General features: G+C 68.0%; 14 protein-coding genes. 8 read left to right on the top strand and 6 right to left on the bottom strand.

Features of this window, described 5'->3' with window-relative positions:
* The first annotated feature begins 47 nt into the window (after positions 1-47).
* Positions 48-797: a DUF4184 family protein gene (locus NI1_RS31190; protein ID WP_067828115.1), complete on the top strand. Its 750-nt coding sequence runs from the start codon at positions 48-50 to the stop codon at positions 795-797.
* Here NI1_RS31190 and NI1_RS31185 read toward each other — a convergent pair.
* Together NI1_RS31185 and NI1_RS31180 are read right to left on the bottom strand one after the other, a co-directional pair.
* Positions 767-1,630, bottom strand: coding sequence for a MinD/ParA family ATP-binding protein (locus NI1_RS31185; protein ID WP_157535435.1), 864 nt, complete (start codon positions 1,628-1,630; stop codon positions 767-769). The two genes, NI1_RS31190 and NI1_RS31185, sit on opposite strands and share 31 nt — an antisense overlap.
* Positions 1,631-1,962: 332 nt before the next feature.
* Positions 1,963-2,934 carry an NAD(P)H-dependent flavin oxidoreductase gene (locus tag NI1_RS31180; protein WP_067828110.1) on the bottom strand — a complete coding sequence of 324 codons (972 nt, stop codon included), beginning with the start codon at positions 2,932-2,934 and terminating at the stop codon, positions 1,963-1,965.
* An 86-nt stretch (positions 2,935-3,020) separates the two neighbouring features.
* Here NI1_RS31180 and NI1_RS31175 point away from each other — a divergent pair, with 86 nt between their 5' ends.
* On the top strand, positions 3,021-3,665 hold the full coding sequence (locus tag NI1_RS31175; RefSeq protein WP_067828107.1) for a TetR/AcrR family transcriptional regulator: 645 nt from the start codon (positions 3,021-3,023) through the stop codon (positions 3,663-3,665).
* Here NI1_RS31175 and NI1_RS31170 read toward each other — a convergent pair.
* Entirely contained in the window at positions 3,662-4,378 is a 717-nt protein-coding gene (locus tag NI1_RS31170) for a TetR/AcrR family transcriptional regulator (protein WP_067828105.1), read from the bottom strand. The genes NI1_RS31175 and NI1_RS31170 overlap by 4 nt on opposite strands.
* A gap of 124 nt (positions 4,379-4,502) precedes the next feature.
* Here NI1_RS31170 and NI1_RS31165 point away from each other — a divergent pair, with 124 nt between their 5' ends.
* The 5 genes from NI1_RS31165 (at position 4,503) to NI1_RS38255 (ending at position 8,565) form a co-directional block, all read left to right on the top strand.
* Complete coding sequence (locus NI1_RS31165; protein WP_067829122.1) at positions 4,503-5,363, top strand: metal-dependent hydrolase; 861 nt, start codon at positions 4,503-4,505, stop codon at positions 5,361-5,363.
* 29 nt (positions 5,364-5,392) lie between these two features.
* On the top strand, positions 5,393-6,277 hold the full coding sequence (locus NI1_RS31160) for a metal-dependent hydrolase (protein ID WP_067828102.1): 885 nt from the start codon (positions 5,393-5,395) through the stop codon (positions 6,275-6,277).
* Between the two features lie 11 nt (positions 6,278-6,288).
* Positions 6,289-7,182, top strand: coding sequence for an SDR family NAD(P)-dependent oxidoreductase (locus tag NI1_RS31155; RefSeq protein WP_067828100.1), 894 nt, complete (start codon positions 6,289-6,291; stop codon positions 7,180-7,182).
* A complete protein-coding gene (locus NI1_RS31150) occupies positions 7,179-8,291 on the top strand; it encodes a ferredoxin--NADP reductase (protein ID WP_067828097.1) in 1,113 nt (370 codons plus the stop codon). The genes NI1_RS31155 and NI1_RS31150 overlap by 4 nt, the downstream gene beginning before the upstream one ends.
* 103 nt (positions 8,292-8,394) lie before the next feature.
* Positions 8,395-8,565: a hypothetical protein gene (locus NI1_RS38255; RefSeq protein ID WP_157535434.1), complete on the top strand. Its 171-nt coding sequence runs from the start codon at positions 8,395-8,397 to the stop codon at positions 8,563-8,565.
* A gap of 4 nt (positions 8,566-8,569) precedes the next feature.
* Here the strand turns inward: NI1_RS38255 and NI1_RS31145 are convergent, their stop codons facing one another.
* The gene (locus NI1_RS31145) at positions 8,570-10,267 is read right to left on the bottom strand and encodes an FAD-dependent oxidoreductase (RefSeq protein ID WP_067828095.1); all 1,698 of its coding nucleotides are present in this window, start codon (positions 10,265-10,267) and stop codon (positions 8,570-8,572) included.
* 26 nt (positions 10,268-10,293) lie between these two features.
* On the bottom strand, positions 10,294-11,763 hold the full coding sequence (locus NI1_RS31140) for a flavin-containing monooxygenase (RefSeq protein ID WP_067828092.1): 1,470 nt from the start codon (positions 11,761-11,763) through the stop codon (positions 10,294-10,296).
* A gap of 108 nt (positions 11,764-11,871) precedes the next feature.
* On the opposite strand from NI1_RS31140, the gene NI1_RS31135 reads away from it, so the two are divergent.
* On the top strand, positions 11,872-12,930 hold the full coding sequence (locus NI1_RS31135; RefSeq protein ID WP_067828090.1) for an AraC family transcriptional regulator: 1,059 nt from the start codon (positions 11,872-11,874) through the stop codon (positions 12,928-12,930).
* 4 nt (positions 12,931-12,934) lie between these two features.
* On the opposite strand, the gene NI1_RS31130 is transcribed toward NI1_RS31135, so the two are convergent.
* Positions 12,935-14,041: a lipase family protein gene (locus NI1_RS31130; protein WP_067829120.1), complete on the bottom strand. Its 1,107-nt coding sequence runs from the start codon at positions 14,039-14,041 to the stop codon at positions 12,935-12,937.
* Between the last annotated feature and the right edge of the window lie 88 nt (positions 14,042-14,129).

The following is a 14,129-nucleotide window of genomic DNA, read 5'->3' as shown; positions in this document are numbered from 1 at the left end:
GAAATTTCCCGGTGTGAATTCGGCTGGAACACCGCGAGAATCGCACGGTGCCGTTCACCCTCGCCCACCCCGCAGCTGTACTGCCCCTGCGCCGATACCTGTGGCTGCCGGCACTGGTCGCGGGAGCCCTGGCCCCCGACGTCCTCTACTATGTGCCGGTTTCGATACCGGTGCCGACACATTCGCTCGCGGGCACGATGACCTCCGATCCGGTGATCGGCTTGCTGCTGCTGGCGCTGCTGCGGTTCGTCGCGGAGCCGTTGACGGCCCTGGCTCCCGAGGGCTGGCGGCGGAGAACCGGAGAACTCGAGTGGCGGTTCCGGCAGTTGCCGCGAGCGGTGCTCTCCGTGGTCGCCGGTGCGGGCACACATGTGCTGTGGGACAGCTTCGTTCAACGCGATGGCGCGATGGTCACGCATTGGGCGTGGCTGCGCGGGACCGTGATCGAACCGCACCGGGTGTACAACGTGCTCGGGTATGTGTCCTCGGTCGGCGGCATGCTGGCGCTCGCGCTCGCCACGGCGGGCTGGTACCGCCGGACGCCGCCGGGTGCGGCGCGACCCGGGCTCGCGCGGACGCCGCGCGCGTGGGTGCTCACCGGGACAACGGTTTTCGTGGCCTTCGGGGTGACGCATGCCCTCACCGCGTACGTCCAGCCCAGTGGCTACGATCTCGTGCGCGCCGCGCTCGTGGGTGCGATTCGCTGGGGTGCGGTCGCTCTCGCGATCTACACCTGCGCATGGCACGTGGGGGCGCGTCGCGCGGACTATCTCAGCAGGCTCACCACCTGGCGGTAGGCGGCTCGGGTGGGGGGTGCGAGTTTTTTCCAGCTGATCGGGCCGCCGGAGGCGAGGTGGGGGTCGTAGGGGATTTCGGTTACGCCGCGGACCACTTCGCCCAGGTAGGTGCGGGTGTGTTCGGCGATGAGGGGGCCGTCTTTGGGGTGTTGTCTGGTTACGACGATCACCGCGTCGGCCAGGTGGTATTGGCTGTAGTTGTCGTCGAGCCAGATGAGGGCCGGTTTGAGGCGGTTCACCGCGTCGGGGCGGGCGGCGATGGTGATCACCAGGGCGATGCGGGGGTCGCAGAGCAGGGGGGCTACGGCGCGGTTGGTGATGGGGGCGCCGCCGTCGTATACGGGGAGGCAGCCGGCGCCGCTGAGGTCGCGGTGCACGGAGGCGTAGCTTTCGCGGCGCGGGAGGGCTTCGGGTCCGCGGGGGAGGACGCCGACGTTGGCGGTGTTCTCGCCGCAGCTGTCCAGGACGGTGGAGACCAGGTTGCGGTGGGACATATTGAGCCAGGATTGGACGGTGCCGGCCGGATCGACGGTGTCGCAGCCGCGGCGGGCCAGGTCGCCGCCGGTGGCGGTGGCGTCCACCACGATCGGCGAATGGCCGCCGGATTCGTATGCGGCGGCGGCGATTCCGAGTGCGGTGGTGGTTGCTCCGGAGCCGCCGGAGGAGCCCAGCACCAGGGCCGGGGGGACATCGGCCCAGAGCATGTAGCCCTTGCCGCCGTGTAGCCGGATCCGGTCGGTGGGCGTGCCGGGCGGGGCCGGGCGGAGCAGCAGCGAGAGGTCGGTCGGGGTGGCGGAAAGCTCGGCGGGGTGATCGGGAAACGGGTCGTACACGCGAGATTCCTTATGTGCGAGCAGCATTCAAATCTGCGGAATCAACAGTGGCCACCACATCGCGCACGACGACTCCGGCGGCGTCATCCGCGCGTGAATGACCCGCAGCGCATCCGGGCCGCAAACACCCACACCGTATCGACGAATTGCCCCTGCGCTACGACGTCTTCGATGAAGTGCTTATCTTCTGTTCTCGCACACCCCCTACCGGCGTACACAAACGGTCGGCATCGGAAAGAATTGCCGTGCAATCGCTTTCGATGCCGACCGATAGTATTACACCGATCTTGCCGGAACGGGGGTCCGAAACGAATCTTCCCGCCGCGCTATGGCTACAGGTTCGCCAGCCGCTGCTTGGCCGCGGCGTATTCGCGGCTCAAGCGGGCGACGATCTCGGCGGTGGGCACGACCGCGTCCACCGCGCCGATGCCCTGACCCGAACCCCAGATATCTTTCCAGGGCTTGGCGCCCGGCGTGGTGGATTCGCCGGTTCCGAAATCCATTGCGGAAGGGTCGGACTCGCCGAGGTTGTCCGGATCCATACCGGCGGCGGTGATGCTGCCGCGCAGATAGTTCCCGTGCACCCCGGTGAACAGGTTGGAGTACACGATGTCCCCCGCCGCCGAGTCCACGATCATCTGCTTGTAGCCCGGCACCGCATTGGCCTCGTCGGTGGCGATGAAAGCCGAACCGATGTAAGCCAAGTCGGCCCCGGCGGCCTGCGCGGCCAGAATCGACCGGCCGTGCGCGATGGATCCCGACAGCAGCAGCGGCCCGTCGAACCAGGCCCGGATCTCCTGCACGAGCGCGAAGGGCGACTGCGCTCCGGCATGCCCGCCCGCGCCCGCCGCCACCGCGATGAGCCCGTCGGCCCCGCGCTCGACGGCCTTGCGCGCGAAGAAGTCGTTGATCACGTCGTGCAGCACGATGCCGCCGTAGGAGTGCACCGCCTCGTTCACATCGGGCCGCGCGCCCAGCGAGGTGATGACGATCGGCACCTGGAATTCGACGACGGTGGCGAGGTCTTCCTCGAGCCGGTCGTTGCTCTTGTGCACGATGAGGTTCACCGCGTACGGGGCCGAGGGCCGATCCGGGTTGTCGGCATCCCATTTGGCCAGCTCCTCGTTGATCCGCAGCAGCCACTCCCGGAACTGCGACTGCGGCCGCGCGTTCAGCGACGGGAAGGATCCGACGATCCCCGCCTGACATTGCGCGATCACCAGTTCCGGCCCGGAGACGATGAACATGGGCGAGGCGACGGCGGGCAGCCGCAGGCGCTCGGACAGGATGGACGGCAGTGTCATGGATCGGTCCTTGCTGCGGTGGTGAACGAAAATTTGGTGATAGTCTTCACCAGAGTGTCGGGGCGGGCAACGGACGAGGCGGAGATGTGACGGCAGCCACTGGTCGATACGCCGGGCTCAGCGCCGACGAGCGGCGACGGGAACGCCGGCGCAGACTCCTGGAGGCCGCCGGGGAACTCATCGCCGAGCAGGGGCCGGCCGGGCTCAAGGTGCGGGTTCTGTGCGCCCGGGCAGGCTTGAACGACCGCTACTTCTACGAGAGCTTCGGCGATACCGATCAATTGCTGCGCGAACTGCTCGACGAGCAGCTGGCCGCCATCACCGCCGAGATGCTCGAACCGCTGGCCGCCACCCCGTCCGACACCCGCCTGCGCGTGCGCGCGGTGATGGAGACCGTGGTCGCCATCGTCGCCGACAATCCGCTGCGCCGGCGACTGTTCCTCGAATTGCAGACCACCGCCGAATTGCGTTGCCGCCGCAGCGAACTGGTGAACACCGCCGCCGCGGTCATGCTGGATCAGGGCCGGGAACTGCTGGGCGAGACGGCGGCTTCCGGCCTGTACGCCGAACTCGCCGCGCGCACAGTGTCTTTCGGCGGGCTGGAGATACTGACCGAGTGGCTGCGCGGCGATCTCGAGATCGAACGCGCCCAGCTGATCGATTTCATGTGCGCCATGATCCTGACCGCCGGCGAGATCACCGGCACCGTGCAGCGCGAGATGATCGGCTAGCGATCGGTCGATTCGCTGAGCGCGGGCCGTCCGGTCAGCGGTTCGTCGGGATGCAGGGTGAGACCGCGGGATTCGGCGGTGGCGCTGAGCGCGCCCCAGGCGAAGGCGGTCAGCTCCTCGGCGAGTTCCTTGGCCGTGATGACGGGTTCCTCGAGCCAGCGCAGTACGCCCAGCCCGACCGCGCCGAGCATGGCATCGACGGCGTATTGGGTGTGATCGCCGTTCGCGCCCCGGAGCCGGAGCAGCCCGGAGAAGAACGCCGCGACGGTATCGGAAAGTGGACGGCCCTCCTCGATCAGGCGCGTCGCGCCGAACGCGGTGACCACCTGTGAGCTGACGATGAACCGAAACAGGTTGGGGCGCTCGGCGACAAGTTCGATATAGGCGACGAGCGCGGTCCGGATGCCTTCGCGCACCGGACCGGCCGGATCCAGGTGCGGAGTGACGCGTTCGACGATCAGCTGCTGCACCCGGCCGCTCACCGCGGCCAGCAATTCCACCTTGTCACCGAAGAACCGATACAGCTTGGGACGCGGTATACCAGCGGTTTTCACCACATCGTCGATGGAGAGCTCGGGCCCGTGCGCGTCGATGGCGCGAATGGTGGCCTCGATGAGTTCGGCTCGCACCGTGGCCCGGTGCGAGTGCCAGCGGTCATGCCTGGCATCACCTTTGAGCTCGCCCGGACGCCCGTCGGGTGAATGAGAGGCCATGCGCCAGATTGTAATTCGATCCGTTATGGCCAACCCCCTTGTGAACTGTCTGGGACAATCCTACACTGGGCTCACATCGAACACCCAGTACTAGGTACTCGGTGTTGCACCAAGGATGGTCCAGATGGTCAATACTCTGCCCGCGACCGGATATCCCAAGGCCCGGCGCATCACTTTCCGCTTCGGCGAACAGCATTCACACGACAAGTACTTCGTCGACGGCGACATGGTGTTCAGTCACTTCGTCGCCGGCATGTCCGGCGCTTTCCCGGCCGGCGAGGAATCCTTCATCCGCTCGGTCCGCCGGGTCGCCGCGCTGATCACCGATCCGGTGCTGAAGAAACGCGTCACCGGCTTCGTCGGCCAGGAAGCCATGCACGGCCAGGAACACCGGCGGCTCAACGACAAACTCGTCGAATTGGGTTATCCCATCGCATGGCTGGATTCCGAGCGCGCCAAAGAGCGCGCGGCGCGGCTCGAGGACCGGCTGCCCGCGCACGTGCACCTGGCCATGACGGCCGCCGCCGAGCACTACACCGCGGTGCTGGCGCAGCGGGTGCTCGCCAGCGACGAACTCCAGTCCATTCCGGGCGATCCGGAGGTCTGGAATCTGCTGAATTGGCATGCGCTGGAGGAACTCGAGCACAAATCGGTGGCCTTCGACGTCTTCCGCGCGGCGGGCGGCGACGAACGCACCCGGATCGGCGTCATGGCCGCCATGTACGCGCTCACCCTGCCGCTGACCTATGTGAGCCTGGCGGTGGCGCTGGCCCGCGATCCGAATGCCCGGCGGCAGCCGGTGCGGGTGGCGCGCGAGGGGTACCGGCTCTTCACCGGCCCGCTGTTCCGGGGGCTCATGCCGGAGCTGGCCAAGTATCTGCGGCCCGGTTTCCACCCCGACGATATCGACACCTCCGCGCTGCTCTCCCATTGGCAGCGTGAGCTTTTCGGCGCGGACGGCGTCCTCAACGATCACCTGAAATAGCTACAACTCCAAAGAGAAAGGACCGGCCAATGGCGATCGGTCGCAACAATGCCGGCACCACCCTGGACCCGTATCCGAAGGTGCGGCGCATGCGATTCCGGTTCGGGCAGCCCGAACCGATGGCGCACCATTTCGTCCAGGACGATATTCCGCTCACCCACCTGATCGCAGTGCTCTCGGGCGTTTTCCCGCCGGGCGAGGAATCGTTCATCCGCTCGGTGCGCAAGTTCTCCGGCGAGATCACCGACCCGGTGCTCAAGAAGCGGGTGGCCGGGTTCATCGGACAGGAAGCCGTGCACGGACAGCAGCACCGGGCGCTCAACGATCAGTTGATCCACAACGGTTTTCCCATTGTCCGGCTGTTCACCTTCGGGCCGGGCGCGCTGCGGGAGAAGGGCGTGATCATGGTGGAGAACCTGGTGCCACGCCAGGTGCACCTGGCCTTCACCGCCGCCGCCGAGCACTACACCGCGACGCTGGCCAAGCGGGTACTGGGGACCCAGGAGATCCAGGACATCCCCGGTGATCCCGAAGTGTGGAATCTGTTGAACTGGCACGCTTTCGAGGAGCTCGAGCACAAGTCGGTGGCCTTCGACGTGTTCCGGGACCGCGGCGGGCCGGAGGCCGTCCGGATCGGCGTGATGGCGGGCATGTACTACCTCACCATTCCCGCTGTCTCCCTGGGAATTGTCGCCTCCATTCTGAGCGATCCACGCAGCTGGCGCCCCTTCAAGGTGGCGCGGCAGTCCGTCGCGCTGGTGCGCGGCCCGATCGTGCGGGGGCTGTTGAAGGAGATGCGGCCGTATATGCGGCCCGGCTTCCACCCCGACGACATCGACACCGACGAGCTGCTCGAGCAGTGGCGGCAGGAGCTGTTCGGCGCGGACGGCGAACTGCTGGACCGGATCGGCTGAGAGGGAATCCGTTGAAGCTCAACAATATCGACCCGGAACTGGTCGTGGTCACCGGCGCCGGCAGCGGCATCGGGCGGGCCGTGGCCGAGCGGTTCGCCCGGGGCGGCGCGCAGGTCATCGTCTCCGATATCGACAAGGCGGCGGCCGTGGCCACCGCCGCCCGGATCACCGGCGCCGGGCAGCGGGCGGTGGCCATGCAGCTCGATGTCACCGATCCGGCGGCCTGGGAGATCTTCGCCCGGGACGTCTGCGCCGACTACGGGGTGGCCGATGTGCTGGTCAACAATGCCGGAATGCTGGTCAGCGGAGCCTTTCTCGATCTGGAACCGGAGGATTGGGACCGGCAGCTGAGCGTCAACCTGCTCGGCGTGGTCTACGGCTGCCGGACCTTCGGGCGGCAGATGATCGAGGCGAACCAGCGCGGGCACATCGTGAATATCGCCTCGGCGGCGGCTTTCACGCCCACCCCGGTGATGTCGGCGTACTCGGTGTCCAAGGCGGGGGTGAAGATGCTCACCGAATGCCTGCGGCTGGAGCTCGCGCCGAAAGGCGTTGGGGTGAGCGCGATCTGCCCAGGCGTGATCAACACCGATATCGCCCAGCACGCGATCGCGGTGGGCGTGGATCCGGCGCTGCTCGAACGCGGCAAGTGGATCGCCGCCCAGGTACAGGAGCTGGCCGACCGGCTGCCCTTCGCACCCATGAGCCCCGACCTGGTGGCGCGGGCGGTGGAGCGGGCCATCCGCTTCGATCTCGCGGTGGTGCCGGTGCGCACCGAGGCCTGGCTGGGGTACTTCATGCTGCGCCTCGCGCCGGGGATCAATCGCCGGATGACACAACCGCTTTCGATGGATCGCCTCCAGGCCGTGGGTGAACTGCTGCTCGGCCGGGGAGGGGCCGGATGAGCGCACGCGCCCACCGGATCAAGGTGCGCGAAGTAGTCAGCGAGACCGCCGACGCGGTCTCGCTGATCTTCGATGTGCCCGCCGACTCGGCCGGCAGATTCGCCTACGCGCCAGGGCAATTCCTGACCGTGCGGGTGCCCAGTGAGCGCACCGGATCGGTGGCGCGCTGCTATTCGCTCTCCAGCAGCCCGCACTGCGAAGACCGGCCGGCGGTCACGGTGAAGCGCACGGCGGGCGGATATGCCTCGAACTGGCTCTGCGACAACGTTTCCGCCGGGTCCGTTCTCACCGTGCTGGAACCGGCGGGGAACTTCTCCCCGCGCTCACTGGATCGTGATTTCCTGCTGTGCGCGGCGGGCAGCGGCATCACGCCGATCATGTCGATCGCCAAATCGGCCTTGGCCGCCGGGCGCGGGCAGGTGGTCGTGCTGTACGCGAACCGGGATCGGGCCTCGATCATCTTCGAGCGGCAGCTGCGCGAGCTGAACCGGCGCTATCCACGGCGGCTGGTGGTGCTGCACTGGCTGGAATCCGAGCGTGGATTGCCCGGTACGCAAGCCTTGGCGGGTCTGCTGCGGCCGTATCGTCGGTTCGAGATATTCCTGTGTGGGCCCGAGGGATTCGCGGCGGTGACGACGCGGGCGCTGGCTCAACTGCGGGTGTCCGCACGCACGATCCATCGCGAGGAGTACCGGTCACTGGCCGACAATCCGTTCGAGCCTCCTCCCGGTCATTCCGGCATGCTTTCGGCCGGAATCTCACCACCACAGGGAGATCCCGGCCTGGAACATGCCGGGATGACGGGGGCCGAGCGTGCCGGGATGCCGAATGGGACGGCGACCGTGCGCGTGGAGATCGACGGCGCGACCCACACCCTGCCCTGGCCGCGCACCCGGAAACTGCTGGATGTGTTGCTGGACAACGGTATCGACGCACCGTACGTGTGCCGGGAATCCGCCTGCGGGACCTGCGTGTGCAGCGTGCGGCAGGGGCGGACACGCATGCTCCTGAACGAAGCGCTGATCGACGAGGAGATCGCCATGGGGCTCACCCTGGCCTGTCAGACTTTGCCCGAATCCGAGGATGTCCATATTGTCTTCGATCAGTAGAGTCGATCCAGCAAACCAACTGCCCGCCTTGGCATTTGGCACGCCCGGTCGCAATCCGTGCACTCCCGGTCACATCCGTGCATCCGCCCGCGACGAACCGACGATGGTGACGACCACTCAGCGTCTGCTCGCCGAGATACTGCATCGGTACGGCAGCCTCGAGGCGTTCTGTGCCCGGCTCCGTGCCGACCCCGCCGACCCGCCCACCCTGGAGCTCCCCGGTCCGGCGGAGTTGCCGAACCGGGGGCGGCATCGCGCGCCCGAAACGGAGTGAGCCGTCAGGTGATATCCACGATCGGCAGGCGCAGCGCCGCCGGAGCGGTCGGCGGCACCACGGGATGCCGCGGCGCGATCGGGGCGATCCGGCGGTAGGCGAGGCCCGGGGCGGGCCGGGCATCGACCTCACCCCGGTTGGGCCACAGCGAGATCGCCCGTTCGGCCTGGGCGGTAATGGTCAGCGACGGGTTCACCCCGAGATTGGCGGAGATGGTCGAGCCGTCGATCACGTGCAGGCCGGGATAGCCGTAGAGCCGGTGGTACGGATCGACCACACCGGTCTCGGGTGAATCGCCGATGGCGCAGCCGCCCAGGAAGTGACCGGTCATGGGAATGTCGAAGATGCTGCTGGTGGCGCTCCCGGTGGGCATCCCGTCGATCTTGTCGGCGACCTTGCGCGCCACCTCGTGCCCGGCGGGAATCCAGGTCGGGTTCGGCTCGCCCTCGCCCTGCCGGGTGGTCAGCTTGCGGCCGAACACGCCACGCTTGGTGTAGGTGGTGATGGAGTTGTCCACCGACTGCATGACCAGCAGCCCGATCATCTGCTCCGACCAGTGCCGCGGATTGTGCATGCGCACCACATCCCGCCGGTTGCGCACCAGTTCCCGCAGCCAGCGGCGGCCGCGCGGCGGCGCACCGCCGACCATCACCGTGGTCATGGCGGCGAGCGCGTTGCTGCCCTTGCCGTAGCGCACCGGTTCGATATGGGTGTCCGGATCCGGGTGGATCGAGGAGGTGATGGCCACGCCCTTGGTGAAGTCGTGCCCGCCGGCGCGGCTGCGCACCGCCAGCAGCTCTTCGCTATTGGTGCGAGAGAGGTAGCCGAGGCGGTCGGAGATGTGCGGCAACGACCCCCGATCGCGCAGGCTGTGCAGAAGTCGCTGGGTGCCCAGCGAAGCGGCCGCGAAGACCACCTGCTGCGCCGTGAATTCCCTGCGCTGCTTACGAATCCAGCGCCCGGTGCGGACCGTCTCGACCGCGTAGCCGCCGCCGTTCAGCGGCCGCACATTCACCACGGTGGTGAGCGGATGCACTGTGGCCCCGGCTTTCTCGGCCAGGTAGAGATAGTTCTTGGCCAAGGTGTTCTTGGCATTGTGCCGGCATCCGGTCATGCACTCACCGCAGTGCGTGCAAGCGCGCCGATCCGGGCCGACGCCACCGAAGTACGGATCGGGCACATCCTCGCCGGGCCGCCGGCCGGGCCCGCCGAAGAACACTCCGACCGGGGTGCGCCGATAGGTGTCGCCCACGCCCAGCTCCTCGGCGACCTCGCGCAGCACCCGATCCGACGGCGTGGTCGCCGGATTCACGGTCACGCCCAGCATGCGCTTGGCCTGGTCGTAGTGCGGGGCCAGCTCGTCCCGCCAGTCGGTGATGTGCCCCCACTGTTTGTCGGCGTAGAACTTCTCCGGCGGCTCGTAAAGGGTGTTGGCGTACACCAGCGAACCGCCGCCCACGCCCGCGCCGCTCATGACGAAGGTGTCCTTCAACAGCGTCAGCCGCTGAATGCCGAAGCAGCCCAGGGCCGGCGCCCACAGGAACTGCCGGGCGCGCCACGAGGTCCGGGCGAATTCGTGGTCGGCGAATCGGCGTCCGGCCTCCAATACGCCCACCCGGTAACCTTTTTCGGTCAGCCGCAGCGCGCTCACGCTGCCGCCGAACCCGGACCCGATGACGATGACGTCGTAATCGAAACGCATGTGCTCTCCTCGAAACCCGTTGCCGCTCAGCCGACCCGCGCCACGCGATAGTCGGCCGGATCCAGCCGCCGCGTCTGAAGCCGGTAGCCGGTGACGGTGCCCGGCCAGTTGTTGGTGATGCGCCCGGCCGCATTGCGATACCAGCTGGTGCAGAAGTTCCACACCGAGCGGCCCAGGCGTTCCTGAATCCTGCTGTCGTAGGCCGCTTCCGCTTCGGGGCGCACCTCGAGCACATGGCCGGGCCGCCGGGCCAGCAGTTCGACGGCCTGGCGGATGTAGCGGGTCTGGGATTCGATGATGTGCACGATCGAGCCCGCGCCCAGATTGGTGTTCGGGCCGTAGAGCAGGAACATGTTGGGGAACCCGGAGACCGTGATGCCCTTGAAAGCCTTTGCGCCGCCCGACCATTCGTCGTGCAGCTTGCGCCCCTGCGCGCCGGTGACCGCCATCGGCCAGAGGAATTCGGTGCCCTTGAACCCGGTGCCGTAGATGATCACGTCCACCTCGTGCAGCGTCCCGTCGTCGGTGCGGATGCCGGTCGGCGTGATCTCGCCGATCCCGCCGGTCACCACCTGCGCGTTGGGCTGGGTCAGGGCCGGGAAGTAGTCGTTGGAGAAGAGCCCGCGCTTGCATCCGGGCGGCGCGTCCGGAGTCAGCTTGGCGCGCAGAGCCGGATCGGCCACCTGCCGCTTCAAGTGCCGGGCGCTGATGCCGCTCACCAGCGGGCGGATCGCCGGAATATCGACGATGCTCAACGACACGGTCTCGCACAGCGCCCACCAGGCCAGGCGTTCGGCGAGCAGCACCGGCGGGACGCGGCGGAACAGCGCCCGGCGGGTGGCGTCGTAGTCGGTGTCGGGCTTGGGCAGGATCCAGGTCGCCGAGCGCTGGAACAGGGTCAGGCTCGCCACCCGGGGCTGGATCGCGGGGACGAATTGGATTGCGCTGGCGCCGGTTCCGATGACGGCCACGCGCTTACCGGTCAGCTCCACCGAGTGATCCCATGCGGCGGAGTGGAAGGCCGTGCCGGTGAAGCTCTCGCTGCCCGGGATACTCGGCACCGCCGGGCGCGACAGCTGTCCCACCGCCGACACCAGCACCGCCGCGGTCAGTACGTCTCCCCCGGCGAGACGTACCGTCCACGTGCCCGCGGCGTCGTCGTATTCGGCAGCGGTGACCTCGGCCCCGAACCGGATCCGGTCCAGCAGCCCGTACTTCTCGGTGAGCCCGCGCAGATAGCGCTGGATCTCGGCCTGCGGCGCACAGCGCTTGGACCAGTCCGGATTCGGCTCGTAGGAGAACGAGTACAGCGGCGACGGCACATCGCACTCCGCGCCCGGATAGGTGTTCTCCCGCCACACCCCGCCGACATCGTCCCCGCGTTCGAGCAGCACGAAGTCGTGGAAGCCGGCCCGGGTCAGCTCCATGGCCATGCCGATGCCGCCGAACCCGGTGCCGATGATGATGATCGACGGGCCGGAACCGGTGCCGCTCATGGTCGTCTCCTCACTGCGCTGTGGTTGCGAACGACGCTACGACCTGCGCGAACCCGGCCGTGAAAGCGAGACGGCCATTAAATCCACAGTTTCGGCCATAATCGACCCATGAGCACGGTCGAGGAACCGGATGTCCGGACCTGGCATTTCCCGCGCGGCACCGCCAGCGCGGCGGTGATGGCCGAGTTCGCGGCCGAGCACGGGGTGGCCGCCGAGCGGGTGCTCGCGGGGACCGGGTTGAACGCGGCGATACTCGCGGATCCCGACGCCCAGATCGCGGCCGAGACCGAATTGACGGTGGTGCGCAATCTGGTGCGCGAGCTGGCCGGGGTGCCCGCACTGGGGGTGGAGGTGGGGCGGCGCTACCGGATCAGCACCTTCGGCATTTTCGGTTACGCCTGCGTCACCAGTCCGACGCTGCGAGAGGCGATTTCGCTGGCACTGCGCTACTACCGGCTCGGCTTCGCCTTCTGCACACCGATAGTGGAGTCCCGGCCGCGCGAGGTGGTGACCTGGATCCACCACGACACCGTGCCCGCCGACGTGCAGCAGTTCCTGGTGGAGCGCGACATCGTGGCCATGCACCGGGTGATGAGCGATCTGCTGGGCGCGCGCGTCGATCTCACCCGCGCCGAATTCGGTTACGCGGCAACAGATCAGGCCGAGCGGCTGGAATCACTGTTCGGGGTGCGCCCGCGCTTCGAGCGCGCCCACACCATGTTCGGCATCGATCCGGATCTGCTCACCCAGCCGCTCCCCCAGGCCAATCAGCCCACCTGGGCGGTGTGCGTGGCGCAGTGCCGGGATCTGCTGCACCGGCGCAGCGCCCGCACCGGCATCGCCGCAGAGGTCCGCGACCGGCTGCTACCCGGTTCCGGCGCAACGGGTTTCGTCGCACCGCCGACCTTCGAGGCGGTGGCGCGCGAACTCAACCTCAGCCAGCGCACGCTGCGCCGGCATCTGGAAGCGGCGGGCACCTCCTATCGCGCCCTGCTCGACGAAGTCCGCCAAGCCCTGGCCGAGGAGATGCTCACCGCCACCCCGCTCTCGGTGGACGACATCGCGATTCGCCTCGGCTACGCCGAAGCCACCCCGTTCATCCACGCCTTCAAGCGCTGGACGGCGACGACCCCGGCGGCATACCGTCGCGCACACCGCCGGAGCTGATCGCCTACGCGCCCCTGGGCAGCGCGACCGCCTTCGACTGCTCGAAGGACTCGGCCAGGAAGCGCATGGCGGGACCGGCGAAAGACAGTGCGCCCGTGATGTGTTCGCGGCCCTTCATGGTCAGCATGGTGACATCCACGCCGAGCGCCTTCCAGTCCTCGGCGAGCTTGACCGCCTGCGGATAGGGAATGACCTGCTCGGCGGTGCCGCCCGCGACCAGGACCGGCGCGGCGGGGGCCATCGCACCCAGGGTGTTCTCGCGCAGCTTGCGTTTCACCGCGGGCACCTCGAACGGCAGGCGATGGCAGTAGGTGGCGACCTTCTTGGGCAGCACCGCGCCGACGCCCACGCCCAGGAGTGCGGCGGGAGCGATATGGGTGCGGCGGAAGAGCGCGGCCAGGGCCCGGCCGGACGGCTTGAGGTATTGCAGGACATCGAGTTCCGGGTAGGCGGCGTCGAGTCCGAGCACGCCGTAGAAGAGCAGGAAGGCATACGGGCTGTCGTCGAGGAACGCGATCATGTCCGCCATATCCGCCGGGGCGGAGCCGACCGCGCCACCGGCGATGGAGAGTTCGGGCGCGTAGCCGGGCTGGAGCTGTAGCGCCCACCCGGCGGCGCAACCGCCCTCGGAGTAGCCGTAGATGCCGAGCGGGCCGTTCGGGTCCAGCCGGGCCGCGTTCAGCTGCCGCGCCGCGCGAATGCTGTCCAGCACGGCCGGTCCGAGCGCCCGGCCCATGGCGTACGGATGGGTCCCCGGGTTCCCGAGTCCCGGATAGTCGGTGACGACCAGCGCCCACCCCCGGCGCAGTGCGGCGCGAATGAACAACGACTCGTACTCCACACCCCAGCGGAACTGCCAGGACGCGGCGGCGAACTTGTGCGCGATGCCCTGGGTGCCGACGGCATAGCCGATCAGCGGCCGCGGGCCCTCACCCCGCCACGGATCGCGCGGCACCAGCACGGTCCCGGTCACCCGGTTCGGTTCGCCGTGCGCGTCGGTGGAGTTGTACTCGATGCGCCAGGCGCGGGCCGGAAGGCGCAATCCGGGGAGCAGTTTCGCCGACATCGGCTTCGCCGACAGCAGTCGGCCCGGATCGTTGGTCGCAGTCATCGTTGCCTGCCCTTCCAGCACAAACATTCGCTATGTACTTGTCGCGCAATCGAATCCGAGACGTAATCACTGTCTCGGACAGCGGGAC

It is taken from the genome of Nocardia inohanensis NBRC 100128 (genome assembly GCF_001612945.1).
Taxonomy (GTDB): domain Bacteria; phylum Actinomycetota; class Actinomycetes; order Mycobacteriales; family Mycobacteriaceae; genus Nocardia; species Nocardia inohanensis.
The sequence above is the reverse complement of the archived record's forward strand: the minus strand, read 5'-3'. Positions and strand labels throughout refer to the sequence as shown.

What these genes read in the sequence shown, in the direction of transcription:
- NI1_RS31165 (WP_067829122.1), top strand. Translation starts at nt 4,503, where the DNA reads ATGGTCAATACTCTGCCCGCGACCGGATATCCCAAGGCCCGGCGCATC.
- NI1_RS31150 (WP_067828097.1), top strand. Translation starts at nt 7,179, where the DNA reads ATGAGCGCACGCGCCCACCGGATCAAGGTGCGCGAAGTAGTCAGCGAG.
- NI1_RS31135 (WP_067828090.1), top strand. Translation starts at nt 11,872, where the DNA reads ATGAGCACGGTCGAGGAACCGGATGTCCGGACCTGGCATTTCCCGCGC.
- NI1_RS31160 (WP_067828102.1), top strand. Translation starts at nt 5,393, where the DNA reads ATGGCGATCGGTCGCAACAATGCCGGCACCACCCTGGACCCGTATCCG.
- NI1_RS38255 (WP_157535434.1), top strand. Translation starts at nt 8,395, where the DNA reads ATGGTGACGACCACTCAGCGTCTGCTCGCCGAGATACTGCATCGGTAC.
- NI1_RS31170 (WP_067828105.1), bottom strand. Translation starts at nt 4,378, where the DNA reads ATGGCCTCTCATTCACCCGACGGGCGTCCGGGCGAGCTCAAAGGTGAT.
- NI1_RS31145 (WP_067828095.1), bottom strand. Translation starts at nt 10,267, where the DNA reads ATGCGTTTCGATTACGACGTCATCGTCATCGGGTCCGGGTTCGGCGGC.
- NI1_RS31130 (WP_067829120.1), bottom strand. Translation starts at nt 14,041, where the DNA reads ATGACTGCGACCAACGATCCGGGCCGACTGCTGTCGGCGAAGCCGATG.
- NI1_RS31140 (WP_067828092.1), bottom strand. Translation starts at nt 11,763, where the DNA reads ATGAGCGGCACCGGTTCCGGCCCGTCGATCATCATCATCGGCACCGGG.
- NI1_RS31180 (WP_067828110.1), bottom strand. Translation starts at nt 2,934, where the DNA reads ATGACACTGCCGTCCATCCTGTCCGAGCGCCTGCGGCTGCCCGCCGTC.